The 18,307-nt window shown below is 61.5% G+C and carries 17 protein-coding genes; 3 read left to right on the top strand and 14 right to left on the bottom strand.

Translation table 11 applies throughout. From position 1 onward, the window contains the following. Nucleotides 1–27 precede the first annotated feature (27 nt). The 4 genes from rmuC to udp form a co-directional block, all read right to left on the bottom strand. Nucleotides 28–1,575, bottom strand: a complete 1,548-nt coding sequence (rmuC, locus tag ACJ8OK_RS15400) for a DNA recombination protein RmuC (RefSeq protein ID WP_004934441.1) — start codon at nt 1,573–1,575, stop codon at nt 28–30. A 140-nt stretch (nt 1,576–1,715) separates the two neighbouring features. After that, on the bottom strand, nt 1,716–2,246 hold the full coding sequence (locus tag ACJ8OK_RS15395) for a DedA family protein (RefSeq protein ID WP_004934438.1): 531 nt from the start codon (nt 2,244–2,246) through the stop codon (nt 1,716–1,718). A gap of 79 nt (nt 2,247–2,325) precedes the next feature. Then, complete coding sequence (locus tag ACJ8OK_RS15390) at nt 2,326–3,108, bottom strand: tyrosine-protein phosphatase (RefSeq protein WP_033631517.1); 783 nt, start codon at nt 3,106–3,108, stop codon at nt 2,326–2,328. A 294-nt stretch (nt 3,109–3,402) separates the two neighbouring features. Further along, nucleotides 3,403–4,164, bottom strand: coding sequence for a uridine phosphorylase (gene udp, locus ACJ8OK_RS15385; protein ID WP_060558189.1), 762 nt, complete (start codon nt 4,162–4,164; stop codon nt 3,403–3,405). A gap of 487 nt (nt 4,165–4,651) precedes the next feature. Between udp and ACJ8OK_RS15380 the strand changes: the two genes are divergently transcribed. Beyond that, nucleotides 4,652–5,479, top strand: coding sequence for a dienelactone hydrolase family protein (locus ACJ8OK_RS15380; protein WP_442530663.1), 828 nt, complete (start codon nt 4,652–4,654; stop codon nt 5,477–5,479). Nucleotides 5,480–5,565: 86 nt separating this feature from the next. On the opposite strand, the gene metE is transcribed toward ACJ8OK_RS15380, so the two are convergent. Beyond that, nucleotides 5,566–7,854 (bottom strand): 5-methyltetrahydropteroyltriglutamate--homocysteine S-methyltransferase, encoded by a 2,289-nt coding sequence (gene metE, locus ACJ8OK_RS15375; RefSeq protein ID WP_072010080.1) that lies wholly within the window; start codon nt 7,852–7,854, stop codon nt 5,566–5,568. Nucleotides 7,855–7,944: 90 nt separating this feature from the next. On the opposite strand from metE, the gene metR reads away from it, so the two are divergent. Continuing rightward, the gene (gene metR / locus ACJ8OK_RS15370) at nt 7,945–8,889 is read left to right on the top strand and encodes an HTH-type transcriptional regulator MetR (RefSeq protein ID WP_015376299.1); all 945 of its coding nucleotides are present in this window, start codon (nt 7,945–7,947) and stop codon (nt 8,887–8,889) included. 16 nt (nt 8,890–8,905) lie between these two features. On the opposite strand, the gene ACJ8OK_RS15365 is transcribed toward metR, so the two are convergent. Beyond that, entirely contained in the window at nt 8,906–9,766 is an 861-nt protein-coding gene (locus tag ACJ8OK_RS15365; RefSeq protein WP_033631514.1) for a carboxylate/amino acid/amine transporter, read from the bottom strand. Nucleotides 9,767–9,917: 151 nt separating this feature from the next. On the opposite strand from ACJ8OK_RS15365, the gene ACJ8OK_RS15360 reads away from it, so the two are divergent. Then, a complete protein-coding gene (locus tag ACJ8OK_RS15360; RefSeq protein ID WP_016929457.1) occupies nt 9,918–10,247 on the top strand; it encodes a hypothetical protein in 330 nt (109 codons plus the stop codon). On the opposite strand, the gene ACJ8OK_RS15355 is transcribed toward ACJ8OK_RS15360, so the two are convergent. The 8 genes from ACJ8OK_RS15355 to livF form a co-directional block, all read right to left on the bottom strand. After that, a complete protein-coding gene (locus ACJ8OK_RS15355) occupies nt 10,228–11,184 on the bottom strand; it encodes an AEC family transporter (RefSeq protein WP_033631513.1) in 957 nt (318 codons plus the stop codon). The genes ACJ8OK_RS15360 and ACJ8OK_RS15355 overlap by 20 nt on opposite strands. Nucleotides 11,185–11,244: 60 nt before the next feature. Beyond that, nucleotides 11,245–11,982 carry a glycerophosphodiester phosphodiesterase gene (gene ugpQ, locus ACJ8OK_RS15350; protein ID WP_082997355.1) on the bottom strand — a complete coding sequence of 246 codons (738 nt, stop codon included), beginning with the start codon at nt 11,980–11,982 and terminating at the stop codon, nt 11,245–11,247. After that, nucleotides 11,982–13,052, bottom strand: coding sequence for a sn-glycerol-3-phosphate import ATP-binding protein UgpC (locus ACJ8OK_RS15345; RefSeq protein ID WP_197799053.1), 1,071 nt, complete (start codon nt 13,050–13,052; stop codon nt 11,982–11,984). Before ACJ8OK_RS15345 ends, ugpQ begins: the two co-directional genes overlap by 1 nt. A 5-nt stretch (nt 13,053–13,057) precedes the next feature. Continuing rightward, the gene (gene ugpE, locus ACJ8OK_RS15340) at nt 13,058–13,903 is read right to left on the bottom strand and encodes a sn-glycerol-3-phosphate ABC transporter permease UgpE (protein WP_033638989.1); all 846 of its coding nucleotides are present in this window, start codon (nt 13,901–13,903) and stop codon (nt 13,058–13,060) included. After that, entirely contained in the window at nt 13,900–14,787 is an 888-nt protein-coding gene (gene ugpA / locus ACJ8OK_RS15335; RefSeq protein ID WP_015376293.1) for a sn-glycerol-3-phosphate ABC transporter permease UgpA, read from the bottom strand. The genes ugpE and ugpA overlap by 4 nt, the downstream gene beginning before the upstream one ends. A gap of 78 nt (nt 14,788–14,865) precedes the next feature. Beyond that, complete coding sequence (gene ugpB, locus ACJ8OK_RS15330; RefSeq protein ID WP_033631510.1) at nt 14,866–16,185, bottom strand: sn-glycerol-3-phosphate ABC transporter substrate-binding protein UgpB; 1,320 nt, start codon at nt 16,183–16,185, stop codon at nt 14,866–14,868. A gap of 187 nt (nt 16,186–16,372) precedes the next feature. Continuing rightward, on the bottom strand, nt 16,373–17,560 hold the full coding sequence (locus ACJ8OK_RS15325; protein WP_004934394.1) for an aminotransferase-like domain-containing protein: 1,188 nt from the start codon (nt 17,558–17,560) through the stop codon (nt 16,373–16,375). A gap of 44 nt (nt 17,561–17,604) precedes the next feature. Then, nucleotides 17,605–18,306, bottom strand: coding sequence for a high-affinity branched-chain amino acid ABC transporter ATP-binding protein LivF (livF, locus tag ACJ8OK_RS15320; RefSeq protein ID WP_085058463.1), 702 nt, complete (start codon nt 18,304–18,306; stop codon nt 17,605–17,607). Nucleotide 18,307: the final 1 nt, after the last annotated feature.

The raw sequence follows: 18,307 nt of genomic DNA, 5'->3' as shown, positions 1-18,307 counted from the left end.
CGGTGAATACCCCACCTCGCCACGGCCTCAGCCGTGCGAAACAAAGCCCGATTCCCCGGCGGTATCGTCATCGTCGTTCGTCTGCGGCAGCGCGGCGACATCATCGTCGTTCGCCTCTTCCGCTTCATCGTGTTGCGCGCCGGCTTGCTGCGCCAGCAGCGGGTTTATCGGCCGTTTGACCTCAACCCCCAACGCGCGGAAACCTTCAATTTGGCCGATAAGATTACCACGGCCTTCGCTCAGTTTGTTCATCGCCTGACGATAACTGCCCTGCGCCTTGTCCAGGCTCTGCCCCAGAGCGGACATATCGTCCACGAACAGCCGCATCTTGTCATACAGTTTCGCCGCGCGATCGGCGATGCGCTGGGCGTTCTGGCTCTGATGCTCATAGCGCCACAGGTTGGTGATGGTACGCAGCGCCACCAGCAACGTAGTCGGGCTGACCAGCATGATGTTGTGCTTAAGCGCTTCGCTGATCAGCTCCGGCTCGCGATCGATAGCCAGCAGGAAGGCGGGCTCGACCGGAATGAACATCAGCACATAATCCAGCGAACGCAGCCCCGGCAGCTGCTGATAGTCCTTGCGGCCCAGCATGCGGATGTGGCCGCGCAGCGAGGCGATATGCTCGCTCAGCGCCGCTTCGCGCTCCGCCTCATCCTCGCCGTTGAAATAGCGCTCGTAGGCGATCAGCGACATCTTGGCGTCGATCACTACATCCTTACCCTGCGGCAGGCGCACGATCACATCGGGCTGCATGCGACTCTGATGATCCACCCGCACGTTAACCTGCGTTTCATACTCATGCCCTTCGCGCAGGCCGGAAGCCTCCAGCACCCGGCTCAGCACCACCTCGCCCCAGTTGCCTTGCGTTTTGTTGTCGCCTTTCAGCGCCTTGGTGAGGTTGATCGCCTCGCGCGCCATCTGCGCGTTCAACTGCTGCAGATTGCGTATCTCGTGCGTCAGCGTATGGCGCTCCCGCGCTTCCTGGCCAAAGCTGTCCTGCACCTGACGGCGGAAACCGTCCAGCTGTTCGCGCAGCGGCAGCAGTAAACGATCCAAACTTTGCTTATTTTGCTCGTCAACCTTGCGGCCGCTGTGTTCAAAAATGCGGTTGGCGAGGTTTTCAAACTGGGTGGTGAGACGTTGTTCGCTGTTGATCAGCAGGCGCTGCTTCTCTTCCGCCGCCATACGCGTCTCTTCCAGACGGATGGTGACTTCGCGCAGTTCGGCTTCCTGCGCGCTGTTAACCTCGCGCTGGGCGCGCAGCTCCTGATTGAGCAGTTCGCATTCGTTGCGCCAATGGTTGAGCTGTTGCAGCTTCTCATGTCCGGCCGCCAGTTGGCTGTGCAGATTGCGCAGCTCCAGCTCGCTCTGGCGCAACTGCTGCTCGTGGCGCTGCAGCGTTTCCTGCCGCGCCGCCGTTTCCTGCTGCGCCTGCTGCAACGCTTGCTCCAGCAACCGCAGCTCGGTTTCATGTTGCGCATGCGTCTGCTGCACCCGCAGACTGGCGATCAGCCACCCCAACAGCATGCCGATCGCTACGCCGCCAATCCCATAAATCAGACTGGTATCCACCCTGCCTCCTGTTGCACCTTGCCGTTGCGGCGTTTTACACGCCCATTGCCCGTCACGTTAAGGGGAGGCTGTATGGATGTCCAGCCTGATTTTGCCGGCCGCGCACAATATTGCGCGGCGCTGCGCAATTTAGCGAGAAATCAACCCAGCCACTGGCTGAGCCACTTGATGCCGAACGCCCCCGGCGCCAGAATGCCGAACGCCCAGATCATCGCCGACGTGACGTTGGCCAGTTGGAAGTAGCGCTGCGGCATGCCGCAAATGCCGCCCACCAACGGCACCACGGCGCGCAGCGGGCCGAAGAAGCGGCCGATGAAAATGCCCAGCACGCCCCAGCGTTCAAAGAAGGCGTGGCCGCGCGCCAGCAGCTGCGGATTGCGCGACAGCGGCCACATATGGGCCACACGATCCTGATAGTGATAGCCGATCCAGTAAGAGAGCCAGTCGCCGAAAAACGCCCCGGCGGCGGCGGCGGCCCAAATCGGCCAAAAGGCGATGCCGCTTTCGCCGATCAGCGCGCCCAGCGCCAGCAGGATCACCGTGGCCGGCAGCAGCAGCGACAAAAACGCCAGCGACTCGCCGAACGCCAGGAAGAAGATGATGGGAATGGCCCAGCCTTCGTGCTGACGCACGACGTCGCTGACCCAGTTGATAACGTCATTGAGGCTCAATACGGGGCTCCTGATACGCGATGGTTCGCCGCCTAGGATAAGCCGGGGCGAGTTAAACCCCGGTTAAACACGCGGCGATTTACTCGAGATAGAACGCCTGCAGCGCTTCGCGCTGGGCCACGCCCAGACCGTATTCCGCTTCCAGCCAGCGGTCGGTGGAGCCGTATTGTTGGCGGATGCAGCCCAGCGCCGTCATCAGGAACTCCTCGCGCGCGCTGAGCACGTAGGCGAATTGCTCCAGCGCCGCCGCATTCAGCTTGATAGAGAGCTGATCCAGCATCTGCTCGCGGAAAGTGGCCAGCGTGGTTTCAGTCAGCAGATAATCTTCCAGCACCGTCGCTTCGTCGGCACCCAGCGCGAACAGCACCAGCGCCGAGCCGACCCCGGTGCGATCCTTGCCGACCGCGCAGTGCTGCACGATTGCGCCGCCGCCGGGATTGCTCAGCAACTGCGCCAACCGCTGATAGGCTGCATTGCCGAACGGCAGGCGGCGATACAGTTCCAGCATGAACGCGCGGGCGTCGAAAGCGGCCAACGTTTCGTTGGTGAGCTTCTCCAGGTTGGCGTTGACTTCGCTGCTCAGCGGGTTGGCCGGCACGTGATGATAGTCGGCACCATTCCACAGAATATCCGGTTTGGCCTGCACTTCGTCGGCATCGCGGTAGTCCAGCACCGAACGCACCGGCACGCCGGCGAGAAAGGCGCAGTCGTTTTCCGTCAGCCGCTCGAGGGAACCGGAGCGAAACAGCAGGCCGCGCTTGATGCGGCGCCCGTCGGCCACGCCGTTGCCGCCGAAGTCACGGAAATTAATGCCGCCGTCGAGCGGCGCAAGCGAAGGATGAAGCAGGATCTGGGCGGTCATAAACGTCCTCGTTGTTATTGTTCTGACAACGCGCGGCGGCCATCGGCGCAGCGCTGAGGAGTATCACCGTAACAGATTAGTCGCGAATGGAAAAACGGGCCGCGTCGGCGGCCCGTTCAGTCCGTTGACAAAGGAGGAAAAAGCGTGGTTTTTCCTCCTTTGTGGTTATCAGCCGAAAATCAATAAATTGATTTTCCCTGTTTGTTATCCGCTGCTTTCTGCAAACCGGGCAATGGCATGAGGTTTGTCATCAATCTCAACGGATCGCGTCGGCGGCCCGTTGAGGGAAGGCGATTACAGCAGACGGCGGGCGGCGTCCACCACGATCTGCACCGCTTTGCTTTCGGTGTTTTTCATGGTCTCGGCGTTCGGGATCTCTTGCTGGGTGCGGTTGACGATCACCCCAGCCACCATGCCGGCACGCAGGCCCTGGCTGGCGCACATGGTCAGCAGCGTAGCGGACTCCATTTCATAGTTCATCACGCCCATCGCCTGCCACTCTTCCATCGAGCCTTTAAAACGGCTAACCACACGGCCGGAGTAGGTGTCGTAACGTTCCTGGCCCGGGTAGAAAGTATCGGAAGAAGCGGTTACGCCAATGTGGGTGGTCGCGCCGCTGGCTTTGGCCGCTTCCACCAGCGCGGTGGTGCAGGTGAAGTCCGCAACCGCCGGGAACTCCATCGGCGCAAAGTGCAGGCTGGCGCCGTCGAGGCGTACCGCCGCCGTAGTCACCAGCACGTCACCGACGTTGATATTGGCCTGAATGGCGCCGGTGGTGCCGATGCGCAGGAAGGTGCGAATACCCAGCTGCGCCAGCTCTTCCACCGCGATAGAGGTAGACGGGCCGCCAATACCGGTGGAGCAGACGATCACCGCCTTGCCGTCCAGCTCTGCGCGCCAGGTGGTGAATTCACGATGGGAGGCCAGATGCACCGGATTTTCCATCAGCTTGGCAATCTTCTCTACGCGCTGCGGATCGCCCGGCACGATGGCAAGCTGGGCCCCTTGTAAATCGTTCTTGGTGAGGCCGAGATGAAAAACGTCAGACTGAGACATACGAGACTCCTCATGGATCATGTTTATTGGGAGGAACAAAAAAGCACTCTACTGAAAATCGCCGCTTAATTTCGTGACGACAGTCACTATGAAAAGAGAAACAAATTACATGCTACATATTTTTTGTGATTTTTATCACAAAAAATCACTATAAGGCATCCAGAACGCAACGCTAAACCTCAGTCTAGCCGACAAACCTTGCAGCTCCCTGCCCGTTGGTTGCCGACTGAAACTATTTAGCTCATCAATCCGAAATAACTCCATCTTATCGGTTGCTTAGGGGCAAAAAAGCCCTCTAACGCACCTTATGGCACTTACGCGGGCCAAAACGCGTAATAACATGATAAAAAGCGCTTAAAAATGCCGCAAAGCCAGATAATTAGCCGTTTTTTATCGACTTGTCCGAAAGTGCGCCACGCAGCGCCAATAATGGGTAATCTTTCCTATAGTTAATCTCAGCGCTTTTTTCTATTGCACGGAGACCGCAATGAAAACCGAACATGTGATGACATTAGAACAGGCTCAGGGGGGATTCGCCCCGGCCGCCGCGCCGTTGGCCGCCTCCGCGATTATCACCGACGAACAGGGCATTCATGCCGGGCAAACGACCATCCCTTCTCAGGGCGACGCGCTGCCGGCCTACGTCGCCAAACCCGCCGATCAGAGCGGCCCCTTTCCCATCGTGCTGGTGGTGCAGGAAATCTTCGGCGTCCATGCGCACATTCAGGATCTGTGCCGTCGCCTGGCCAAGCAGGGCTATCTAGCGATCGCGCCCGAGCTCTATTTTCGCCAGGGCGATGCCAACGACTACAGCGATATCGGCGAGCTGTTCCAGCAGTTGGTGACCAGGGTGCCGGATCGTCAGGTGCTGTCGGATCTGGATCACGCCGCGCACTGGGCTATCCGCCACGGCGGCGACGCCGGCAAGCTGGCGATCACCGGCTTCTGCTGGGGCGGCCGCATTACCTGGCTGTACGCGGCGCACAACCCGCAGTTGAAGGCGGCGGTCGCCTGGTACGGCAAACTGGTCGGCGAGAAAACGCTGAATTCACCGAAGCATCCGGTCGATGTCGCCACCCACCTGTCGGCGCCGGTACTGGGGCTGTATGGCGGGCAGGACAGCGGCATTCCGCTGGAGACGGTGGAAACCATGCGCCAAGCGATACGCGCCGCCAACGCCGAGGCCGAAATCGTGGTGTACCCCGAGGTCGGGCATGCGTTCAACGCCGATTATCGTCCCAGTTACAACGCCGAAGCGGCGCAAGACGGCTGGCAACGTATGCTGGCGTGGTTCGCCCAGCACGGCGTCAAGTAACCTCCCTCGCATAAAAAAGGGCGCCGAAGCGCCCAATCATCACACCAGTCAATCTGTAAGCGGCGGAGCTCATCCGCCGCACGCCATCACGCCTGCTCGCGCAGGCGCTGCGCCGCCAATACCATGTTGGCCAGCGACTGCCGGGTTTCCGGCCAGCCGCGGGTTTTCAGGCCGCAGTCCGGGTTAACCCACAGGCGTTCCGCCGGGATGTTCTGCGCCGCTTTACGCAGCAGCGCTTCGATCCATTCCACGCTCGGCACGTTCGGCGAGTGGATATCGTAGACGCCCGGCCCGATTTCGTTCGGGTATTCGAACTCTTTGAAGGCTTCCAGCAGATCCATATCGGAACGCGAGGTCTCGATGGTGATCACGTCGGCGTCCAGCGCGGCGATGGAGTCCATGATGTCGTTGAACTCGCAGTAACACATGTGGGTGTGGATCTGGGTGTCATCCTGCGCCACGGCGGCGTTCAGTTTGAAGGCGTCCACCGCCCAGTTCAGGTAGGCGGCCCAGTCGGATTGGCGCAGCGGCAGCCCCTCGCGCAGGGCGGGTTCGTCGATCTGAATGATGCCGATACCGGCTTTTTCCAGATCTTCCACCTCGTCGCGCAGCGCCAGCGCAATCTGCTTGGCAATCACTTCGCGGGTCACGTCTTCACGCGGGAACGACCAGCACAGGATGGTCACCGGCCCGGTCAACATGCCTTTCACCGGCTTGTCGGTCAACGACTGGGCGAATTTGGCCCATTCGACGGTAATGGCTTCCGGGCGGCTGACGTCACCGATGATCACCGGCGGCTTCACGCAGCGGGAACCGTAGCTCTGCACCCAGCCGTTCTGGGTAAACACAAAACCGTCGAGGTTCTCGCCGAAATATTCCACCATGTCGTTGCGCTCGGCTTCACCGTGTACCAGCACGTCCAGCCCGAGGCGCTCCTGCTCGACGATCGCCTGTTTGATGTGCTCTCCAATGCTGGTGCGGTAGTTGCTGCCGTCCAAACGGCCCTGTTTGAAGTCCAGACGCAGGCCGCGGATCTCGGTGGTCTGGGGGAACGAACCGATGGTGGTGGTCGGCCAGGCCGGCAGGTTGAAACGCTCGCGCTGCGCCCTGGCGCGCTCGGCGTAAGCGCTGTGGCGCTCGCTGTCCTGCGCGGTGATAGCGGCCAGACGGCGCTCAACCTGTGGGTTATGCACACGGCTCGACTGACGGCGGGCGCGGATCGGTGCGCTGTAGGCGTCCAGTTCGGCTTGCTTCGCCGCGTCAGGCGCGTTCAGCGCCGCAGCCAGCAGCGCCAACTCGGCGCATTTTTGCAGAGCGAAGGCGAACCAGCTTTTCACTTCTTCATCCAGACGGCTTTCCACGCTCAGGTCGATCGGGCTGTGCAGCAGTGAACAGGAGCTGCCGATCCACAGTGGGCGGGTGCCCACCAGCGGCTGAAGACGTTCAAACCAGCGGCTCAGATCGGCGCGCCAAACGTTGCGGCCGTTGATCACGCCCAGCGACAGCAGCCAGTCTTGCGGCAATGCGGCGCTCAGCGCGGCGATATCGTCGTGACCGGCGACCAGATCGACGTGCAGCCCCTGCACCGGCAGCGTGCGAACCGTATCGAGGTTGTGGCCGACGCTGTCGAAATACGTGGTCAACAACAGCTTAACCTGCCCCTGCAGCGCGTCGTAAGCCGGTTTAAAGGCGTCCAGCCAGGCCTGCGGCAGCTCCAGCACCAGCGCAGGCTCGTCAATTTGCACCCACTCGACGCCGCGTTTCGCCAGTTCGGCCAGCACCTGCTGGTAAACCGGCAGAATGTCTTTCAGCAGCGACAGGCGATCGAACGGCTCGCCCTTCACTTTACCCAGCCACAGATAGGTCACCGGGCCCAGCAGCACCGGTTTGATGCGGTGACCAAGCGCCAGCGCTTCGTCCACTTCATCCAGAAGTTGGGTCCAGCCCAGCTTGAACTGCTGGCCTTGTTGGAACTCGGGCACCATGTAGTGGTAGTTGGTGTTGAACCATTTGGTCATTTCCGCCGCGGCCGCCGGCTCGCCGGTCGGTGCGCGGCCACGGCCGATGCGGAACAGCGTGTCCAGATCGATCGAGCCATCCGCATTCTGATGACGCGCCGGCACGTTGCCCAGCAGCAGGCTGGTGGTCAACACATGATCGTACCAGGCGAAATCGCCGACCGGCACCAAATCCACCCCGGCCTGCTGTTGCTGTTGCCAATGGCGAGCGCGCAGCTCGCGGCCAACCGCCAACAGCTCTTCCTGCGTTGAGTTGCCAGCCCAGTAGCTTTCCTGAGCTTTTTTCAGCTCACGTCGTAGCCCAACGCGAGGAAAACCCAGTGTGTGATTCAAAATTGCCATCGTCTTATTCCCCATTTAGCCGTCCAGATGTTTACACATCCATAATCAGCAGGTACTGTATTAACCACAAGCGCAATTTATTCACTGTCAATGTGAAGGACTCTCATGATCGAACTGAAACATTTACGGACGCTGCAGGCCCTGCGCAGCAGCGGTTCGCTGGCGGGGGCGGCGGCCCAACTTCATCAGACGCAGTCTGCCCTGTCGCACCAGTTCAGCGATCTTGAGCAACGTCTGGGCTTCAAGCTGTTCGTGCGCAAGAGCCAACCGCTGCGCTTCACCGCCCAGGGCGAGATCCTGCTGCAGCTGGCGGAACAGGTGCTGCCGCAAATCTCACAGGCGCTGCAGGCCTGCCACGAGCCGCACCAGACCACGCTGCGCATCGCCATCGAATGCCACAGCTGCATTCAGTGGCTGACGCCGGCGCTGGACAACTTCCGCCAGCGTTTCCCGCAGGTGGTGATGGACTTCACCTCCGGCGTGACTTTCGATCCGCAGCCGGCCCTGCAACAGGGCGAGCTGGATCTGGTGATGACGTCGGATATTCTGCCGCGCAGCGGCCTGCACTATTCGCCGATGTTCGATTTCGAGGTGCGTCTGGTGCTGGCGCCGGATCATCCGCTGGCCGGCAAGCCGCACATCGAGCCGGCAGACTTGAGCGATGAAACGCTGTTGATTTACCCGGTGCAGCGCCAGCGGCTGGATATATGGCGGCATTTCCTGCAGCCGGCGGGCGTCAACCCGGCATTGAAGAACGTCGATAACACGCTGCTGCTGATCCAGATGGTGTCGGCGCGGATGGGGATTGCGGCGCTGCCGCATTGGGTGGTGGAGAGTTTCGAACGGCAGGGGCTGGTGGTGACCAAAACCCTGGGTGACGGCCTGTGGAGCCGCCTGTACGCCGCCGTGCGCGACGGCGAACAGCGCCAGGCGGTGACCGAAGCCTTTATCCGCTCGGCCCGCCAGCACGCCTGCGATCATCTGCCGTTCGTGCGCGACGCGGCACGCCCCGGCGCGACCGGCGCCAAAGCGTTGGCGGCCGGCGTATAAACTGTCGGCCTCCCGTTTAGCCGAGCTGTTTCGGCGCCACCCAGCGGCGGTGCACCCACAGCGAAGCGACGATCACCGCTCCGCCGATGATAAAGCTCGGCCAGTGCGGCTGTTGCTGCCAGATGGCCAGGTTGACCAACAAGCCGGCCGGCACATGCATGTTGTTCATGATGCCGAGCGTGCCGGCATCCACCTGCGTCGCGCCGTAGTTCCACATGAAATAGCCCAGCCCCGACGCCACCACGCCCAGCCAAACCAGCACGCCCCACTGCAGGTTGGTCGTCGGCAGCTGCTGCGGATTGCCCCACAGGAACCAGGCCACCACCGCCACCGCCGCCGCCCCCAGGTAGAACCAGGAAAAGGCGGTGTGTTGCGGCAAGGGGTGCACTTCCATCAGGCGCTTATAGCCGACCATGCCGATGGCGAAGCTGATGTTCGCCGCCTGCACCAACAGCAGCCCCCACCAGAAGTGTTCGCTCAGTTGGTGATAGCGAATGATCGCCGCGCCCAGCACCGCCAGCAGCGCGCTGAACACATAGCCCCAGCGTAAACGTCGGCCGCTCAGTAAGTCGTAGATCAGCGTGATGTACAGCGGCGTCAACACGGTGAACAGCAGGAATTCGGGTACCGTCAGGTAGAGATAGGCGCGGAAGCTGAACAGATACATGATGCCCAGTTGGAAGGCGCCCACCAGCATATACAGCAGGATCACCCTGGGCTTGATATTGCGCCAACGCAGGAACGGCAGGAACACCAGCGCCGCCAGCCCGATGCGCACCAGCGCCGAAAACCCGCTGTCGACCTGACCCGCCAAATACTCGCCGATCAGGCTGAAAGAAAACGCCCACAGAATGGTGGTTATAACCAAAAGCAGCACGATGGGTTCACCCTAAAAAGACCGAAAGGGCGATTGTAACGGAAGATGGGCACCGCGTTGGCGAAAAGGCGGTTTACATTTGAACAAAATACAAACTACCAGCAAAATTTCACCGCTGGGTTAGGCTTAATAAAAAAGCGAGGTAACCATCATGAAAACGTCTCACATCCTGTTCGCTCTGCTGTTGCTGCCCGGCCTGGCTGCAGCGGCCAACGGCGTAACCGATCTGCGTTCACAGCAGCAGCTTCTCAACCAAAACAGCCAACAGGCGCAGCAACAGCGCTTGTTGAACAACCGGCAGATGGATCAACGCCGCCTGCAACAGCAGCGCCAGTTCGACAATCAACGGCAACAGCTGTTGCAAACCACGCCGAACGGCGGCCAGCTGCTGCCTAACGGCAACCAGCCGCGCGATCCGTTCAACCGCACCGCGCCGGCGGTGCCGCAGGCCCCGCTGCCGGCTACGCCCGCACGCCCATAACGGTGAGGATCAGCGGCGTAGTGATCGCCGCCAGCACGGTGGACATCACCAGGCTGGTGGCGGCCGGGCCGGTGAGCGTATTGAACTGGCGCGACATCAGGTAGACATTTACCCCCACCGCCATTGAGCCCAACAGCACCACCACGCGGGTCTCCATCGGCGGCAGATCCATCATCCAGGCCAGCAGCCAAATCACCAACGGCTGCACCAGCAACTTCAGCACGCAGATGGCGCTGCTCAGCTGCCAGCCTTCGCTGATGCGATACTCCGCCAGGCCCATGCCGAGCACCACCAGCGACAGCGGCGCCGCCACCTGGCCGAGCATGCTGACCGGCCGATCGACGAAGTCCGGCAGCGGCAAGCCGGTCAGGCTAAACAGCGTGCCGGACAAAATGCCGACGATCAGCGGGTTGGTCAGCACGCTGCGCGCGGTTTTAGCAAAGCCCCCCAGCGTCGGCGAGCCGTTGCGCGCCCATTCGATCGACACCGTGACCAGCGTCCACAGGATCAGGCCGTTGAACACCAGCACCAGCGCCACCGACGGGATCGCCGCCTGCCCCAGCATCACGCTGGCGATCGGTAAACCGAGCATCACGTTATTGGAGAAAATACCGCCCAGCGCAAACACCGATCCGGCGACACCATCCAGCCGGAAAAGGTGCCGGGCAACCAGGCGGCCGAGTACGAACACGATCAGGCAACTGCCGAAGAACGCGATCAACAGCCGGGCATCGACCGCCGGGCGCTGCGAGAAGTCGCACATCATGCGAAACAGCATGGCGGGCAAGGCGAGGGAAAACACAAAGCGCGTCAGGCCATCGGTGATGCTGGAAGGCCATTTCCCCCAGCGAATCAGCCCATAACCCAACGCGATCAGGACGAACAGCGGTAATGACAGCACCATCTGGTGCCACAGTGACAGGATAAAGCCAGGCATCGCATTCCTTCCGGTGGTGCGGCGGCAAGGCTTGTCGTCGCAGGATTCATCAGCGCCGGATTAGAACTCCGAGCCAATCAAATCTATCCGGTCGGTGCAAATGCAGTCAACGCCCCAGTCGAGCAGCAGGCGCGCGCGATCCGGCTGGTTAACGGTATACACCAGAATGCGCAGCCCGGCGTCTTTCAACGCTGTCACCCGCTCGGCGGTCAGCGCCTTGTGGTCGATATGCAGCGAGACGCAGTCCAGGCGTTCCGTCAGCTCGCGCCAGTTGTCGTCCCAGTCCTCCAGCAGCAAGCCGCGCGGCAAATCCGGCACGGTGCGCTGCGCCGCCGCCAGCGCTTCCACCGAGAAGGAGGAGAGCAGCGGGTCGGTCTGCCCTTGCCACAGCAGCCGCGCCGCCAGCGCCACCACCCGGCCGGTTTCGTCGTCGCTGCCGGTGGTCGGTTTGATCTCGATATTGGCCATCAGGCCGTGTTCCCGGCAGCGTTCCGCCACCTCCGACAGCAGCGGCAGCCGCTCGCCCTTGAAGGCCGAGCTGTACCAGTTGCCGGCGTCCAACTGCACCAGCTTATCCCACGGCAGCTCGCCCGCCACGCCCCAGCCGTTGCTGGTGCGATCGAGCGTATCATCATGCAGCAGGAAAATTTGCCCGTCCTGCGCCAGCTTGGCGTCGAACTCGATCATCTTGTGGCCGTGGCGCGCGCCGACGTCGATCGCAGCCAGGGTGTTTTCCGGCGCCAGAGAACCGCCGCCGCGATGGGCGACAATATGAGGGTAAGGCCAGGGTCTCGTCATCAATCCATCCGTAATCCGCTGTGGGTGTCAAAGAAGTGCAGCGCCTGAGCAGGCAGCTGCAAATATAGCGTACTGCCCGCCGCCGGCAAGGTTTCATGCGACAGCCGCGCGATCACCCCGTGGCCGCCCCACTGGCCGTGCGCCAGATTGTCGGCCCCCAGCAGTTCCAGCGTCTGCAGCTGCAGCGGCACGCCCTGGCCTTGCGCCACCAGTTGAATATGCTCCGGCCGAATGCCCAGCGTCAACGGCCGCCCCGCCCACTGCGGCTTGGCCGCCGGCAACGGCAGCGCCATGCCGTCCGCCAGCAGCAGCTGGCCGCCGTCGGCGCTCAGGGTGCCGGGCAGCAGGTTCATCGCCGGCGAGCCGATAAAGCCGGCGACGAACAGCGAAGCCGGCCGTTGGTACACTTCGCTCGGGGTGCCGATCTGCTCCGCCACGCCCTTATTCATCACGATCACCCGCTGCGCCAACGTCATCGCCTCCACCTGGTCGTGGGTCACGTACAAGCTGGTGGTTTTCAGGCGTCGGTGCAGCTGTTGCAGCTCCAGGCGCATCTGCACCCGCAGTTTGGCGTCCAGGTTGGACAGCGGCTCGTCGAACAGGAATACCGCCGGTTCGCGCACGATGGCGCGCCCCATCGCCACGCGCTGGCGCTGGCCGCCGGATAGCTCGCGCGGTTTGCGCTTGAGCAGCGGCTCCAGCTCCAGGATGCGCGCCGCTTCCTCCACCCGCTGGCGGATATGCTCCTTGCCGAAACCGCGGATCTTGAGGCCGTAAGCCATGTTGTCGTACACGCTCATGTGCGGATAGAGCGCGTAGTTCTGGAACACCATCGCGATGCCGCGATCCTTGGGCTCCAGATCGGTCACGCGCCGGGTATCGATATAAATATCACCGCTGGTGGTGCGTTCCAGCCCGGCCACCATGCGCAGCAGCGTGGACTTGCCGCAGCCGGACGGGCCGACCATCACGATGAACTCACCGTCCGCCACATCGAGATCGATCTGTTTGATCACCGGCGTTTTACCGTCGTAAGACTTGGTGACCGCCTGTAGTTTTAATCCTGCCATCGTCGTTATTTCTCGCTATCAACCAGACCGCGCACAAACCAGCGCTGCATCAGAAGCACCACCGCCAACGGTGGCAATAAAGTCAGAATCATCGCCGCCATCACCTGGTTCCACTGGGTCGGCGCGCCGGAAGTGGAGATCATGCTCTTGATGCCCGCCACCGCGGTGCCCATCGAGGCGTCGCTGGTGATCAGGATCGGCCACAGGTATTGGTTCCAGCCGTAGATAAAGGTGATGACGAACAGCGCCGCCAGATTGGTTTTCGACAGCGGTAGCACGATGTCCCAGAAGAAACGCATCGGCCCGGCGCCGTCGATGCGCGCCGCCTCCAGCAGCTCATCCGGCAACGTCATGAAGAACTGGCGCAGCAGGAAGGTGGCGGTGGCCGAGGCCATCAGCGGCAGCGTCAGGCCGGTGTAACTGTCCAGCAGGTTGAGGTTGGAGATCACCTCCACCGTCGGGAAAATGCGCACCTCCACCGGCAGCATCAGGGTGAGGAAAATCAGCCAGAAGAACAGGCTGCGCAGCGGGAAACGGAAATATACGATGGCGTAAGCCGACAGCACCGACACCGCGATCTTGCCGCAGGTGATCGCCAGCGCCATGATCACGCTGTTCAGCAGCAGCAACGAGAACGGCACTTTGAGGTTGCCCACGCCGCCCTGCCAGATATTGCGGATGTTCTCCCACAGGTGGCCGCCGGGCACCAGCGTCATCGGCACCTGAAACACCTGTTTGTCGTCCAGCGTGGCGGCGACAAAGGCCACGTACAGCGGGAACAGCACCACCAGCACGCCGATAATCAGCATCACATGGCTGAAGACATCCAGCCCGCGTCGATTCTCAATCATTGGTAGCGCACCTTACGTTCAACGAAGCGGAACTGGATCACCGTCAGGCCGATCACCAGCAGCATCAGGATCACCGACTGCGCGGCGGAGCTGGAGAGATCCAACCCGGCGAAGCCTTCGCGGTAGATCTTGTAGATCAACGTGGTGGTGGACTGCACCGGCCCGCCGCCGGTGGCGGCGTCGATCACCGGGAAGGTATCGAAGAAGGCGTACACCAGATTGACCACCAGCAGGAAGAAGCTCACCGGCGCGATCAGCGGCAGCACCAGATGGAAGAAGCGGCGTACCGGGCCGGCGCCGTCGATGGCCGCCGCCTCCACCAGCGAACGCGGGATCGACTGCAGCGCCGCGAGGAAAAACAGGAAGTTATAGCTTATCTGCTGCCATACCGAGGCCAGCACCACCAGGAACATCGCCTGGCCGCTGTTTTGCGCATGGTTCCAGTTATAGCCCAGCCCATTGAGGAAGTGGGTGATCAACCCGAGACCGGGGTTGAACAGAAAGATCCACAGCACCGCCGCCACCGCCGGCGCCACCGCGTAGGGCAGGATCATCAGCGTGCGATAGAGGCGGCTGCCGCGCAGCACGTAGTCCACCAGCGCAGCGAAGAACAGCGAGACCGCCAGCCCGATGCCCGCCACCAGGAAGCTGAAGATCAGCGTGGTGTAGAACGAGTCGAGGTAGTAAGGATCCTGGAACAGCTGCTTAAAGTTATCCAGCCCGACAAACTGGCTGGACAGGCCGAACGGATCGAGACTCTGCACCGAATACCACAGCGCCTCGCCGGCGGGCCATAAAAAGAACACGGCGGTAATCAGCAGCTGCGGCAGCACCAATGCATAGGGCAACCAGCTGCAGCCGAAACCGGGACGGGAAGATGACATAGCAGTTAAACCATTAATCGGGCACGGAAGGATCGGCGTGAAGACGCGGGCCCGGTCCGCCGGGCCCGCGACGCAGGGTTATTTGGTTGATGCTTCGAAGCGACGCAGCAGTACGTCACCGCGCTGCACGGCCGCGTCCAACGCCTGCTGAGGCGTTTTCTTGCCGGTCCACACGCCTTCCAGCTCCTCATCCACCACGCTGCGGATCTGCGGCATGTTGCCCAGGCGCAGGCCCTTGGTGAACGGCAACGGCGGCTTGTTCAGCATCTGGCGAGTGGCGACGTCGGCGCCCGGGTTCTTGTCATAGAAGCCCTGCTGCTTGGTCAGGTCGTAAGCCGCGGTGGTGATCGGCAGATAGCCGGTCTTCTGGTGCCATTCGGCGGCGATTTCCGGCTGCGCCAGGTACTGCAGGAATTCGGCTACGCCCTTGTAGGTGGCGGCGTCTTTGCCGTTCATCACCCACAGGCTGGCCCCGCCAATGATGGCGTTCTGCGGCGCGTTTTTCGCGTCAGCGTCGTACGGCATCATGCCGACGCCGTAGTTGAATTTGGCGTAGTGCTTGATGTCCGCCAGCGAACCGGAAGAGGCGGTGGTGATGGCGCAATCGCCGTTGTAGAACTTCTCGGTGGATTCGTCTTTGCGGCCGAAGTAGGTGAAATCCCCCTTCTTGTTCATCGCTTCGAGCAGCGCGATATGCTTGACCTGCAGCGGTTGGTTGAACTCCAGCTTGGCACTGGTGCCGCCGAAACCGTTGTTTTCACTGGCGAACGGCACGCCGTGCCAGGCGCTGAAGTTCTCTAGTTGGATCCAACCTTGCCAGCCGCTGGCGTAACCGCACTTCATGCCGGCTTCGCGCAGCTTGGCGGTATCCGCCGCCAGTTCCTGCCAGGTTTTCGGCGGTTGATCCGGGTTCAGGCCGGCCTTTTTGAAGGCGTCTTTGTTGTAGTACAGCACCGGCGTGGAGCTGTTGAACGGCTGCGACAGCAGATGCCCGCTCTTGTTGTCGGTGTAATAGCCGGCCACCGTCGGCACGAACACCGATTCGTCAAAGTTGATACCGGCCTCTTTAAACACTTCGTAGACCGGCTTGATGGCTTTGCTGGCCATCATGGTGGCGGTGCCCACTTCGTAAACCTGCAAGATCGCCGGCGCCTTGCCGGAGCGGTAAGCGGCGATACCCGCCGCCAGGCTCTGTTCGTAGTTGCCTTTATAAACCGGCACAATCTTGACGTCGCTGTGCGACTGGTTGAAGCGATCCGCCAGAGAGTCCACTTCTTTACCCAGTTCGCCTTCCATCGAATGCCAGAACGGGATTTCTGCCGCCGCCAGCGCCTGGGCGCTGACCGCCAGGGTCAATGCGACGCACAGCGTGGTTTTGCGAATAGCGTAGGTGAGCATGCCTAACTCCTGAAAAAGCTGGTGTAAAAGCGCGTGAGCGAAAAGAATCAGTTTTTTGTTCGGAAGCTAACATGCCATGCGCGGATGACAGAAAAATAACCGTTAGATGACAGCCACATGACGGCAAGGTGAAGTGAAGATGGCGGTTTGATGTCGGCGGCGGACATCGGCTCCGCCGCCGCGAGGCTTATAGCGAACGGCGCAGGCGCGCGACCGCTTCTTGCATCTGCTGCTCGGTGGCGGTGGCGAACGACAGGCGGAAGGTCGAACGATCCGGGTTGTCGGAGAAGAAGTATTCCCCCGGCACGAACACCACGCCCTGCTGCAGCGTGGTGTTCAGCCATTCGGTGGCGTTGAACGGCTGGCGGAAACGCGCCCACAGGAACATGCCGCCCTTCGGTTTATCGAAGGTGATGTAGTCGCCCAGCTCCTGCTCCACCAAACCGGCCAGGATCTCGCCCTTCTGTTTGTAGGCGGCGCGGATCTTGTCGATCTGGGCCGGCAGGCGATCCAGACCGAGGTAGCATTCGACGATGCTCTGCGACAGGGCGCTGGCGTGCAGATCCGCCGCCTGTTTGATGATCGCCACTTTATGCAGCAGGAACGGCGGCAGGATCGCCCATCCCAGGCGCAGGCCCGGCGCCAGGATCTTGGAGAAGGTCGAGGTATAGATGATGTGGTCGGTATTGCCCAGCACCCGCTGCGACACCTGATGCAGCGTCGGGTGGCGCTCTTCGGTGAAACGCAGCTCGCCGTACGGATCGTCTTCGATGATCAGGAAGTTATGTTCGGCGGCCAGCTTCACCAGCAGTTCGCGGCGCGCGGCGCTGAGGGTGATGCCGCTCGGGTTGCCGAAGTTCGGCACCACGTACACGCCCTTGATACGCTGGGTTTTCAGCAGCTCGGCCAGCTCTTCCACCACCATGCCGTCGCTGTCGGACGAGACCGACATGATGTTGGCTTCCGCCAGTTCCAGCGTTTGCAGCGCCGCCAGGTAGGTCGGGCGCTCCACCACGAACACGTCGCCCGGGTTGACGATGGCGCGCATCACCAAATCCAGTGCCTGCTGAGAACCGGCGGTCACCATCACCTCTTCCGCGCGAGCGGTGACGCCGCGCTCGGCGCACAGCGCGCAAATGCGCTCACGCAGCAGCGGGCTGCCCTCGGTCAGGCCATACTGGAACGCGCTTTTCGGCTGTTCGGTGATCGCCTGCTGGGTGGCAATGCTCAATCCTTCGAAATCGAACAGCGCATCAGAGGGGATGCCGCCCGCCAGCGAAATGACGTGTTCCATCTTGCTGTGCTTAAGCAATTCACGGATGGCCGAACTTTTTACGTTAACGATGCGCTGCGCGAGTAACCCTTCTGTCTTCATTTCTTCTTCTCGTACCTGATTATTTTAATTCGTAGGGGGGCGGATTAACCGCCCAGATACGCCGACCTCACTGCTTCGTTGGCTAACAATGCAGCCCCCGTATCTTCCAACACCACGCGGCCGTTTTCCAGCACATAACCGCGGTCCGCCAATTTCAGCGCCTGATTGGCGTTTTGCTCCACCAGGAAGATGGTCATGCCCTCTTCCCGCAGTTGCTGAATGATGTCGAAAATCTGCTGGATGATGATGGGCGCCAGCCCAAGCGAAGGTTCGTCGAGCAGCAGCAGCTTCGGCTGGCTCATCAGCGCGCGGCCGATGGCCAGCATTTGCTGTTCGCCGCCGGACATGGTGCCGGCGCGCTGGTTTCGGCGCTCCAGCAGGCGCGGGAACAGCGTGAACACCCGTTCGATGCGCTGTTGATACTGCTGGCGATCGGCGAAGAAGCCGCCCATCGCCAGGTTTTCTTCCACCGTCATGCGCGAGAAGACGCGCCGCCCTTCCGGTACGATCGCCACCGCTTCACGCATGATGCGCGAGGTTTGCCACTGGGTGATGTCCTGGCCCTGAAAGACGATGCTGCCTTCGCTGGCGCGCGGTTCGCCGCACAGGGTGCCGAGCAGCGTGGTTTTACCGGCGCCGTTGGCGCCGATTAACGTCACGATTTCGCCCTGACTTATCGTGAGACTGACCTGATGCAGCGCCTGAATTTTGCCGTAATGGGCGGATACCTGATTGAATGACAACATA

It is taken from the genome of Serratia sp. CY71090, from assembly GCF_052166845.1.
GTDB lineage: Bacteria > Pseudomonadota > Gammaproteobacteria > Enterobacterales > Enterobacteriaceae > Serratia > Serratia nematodiphila.
Note: the sequence above shows the minus strand (reverse complement) of the source record. Positions and strands in the feature narration are given on the sequence as shown.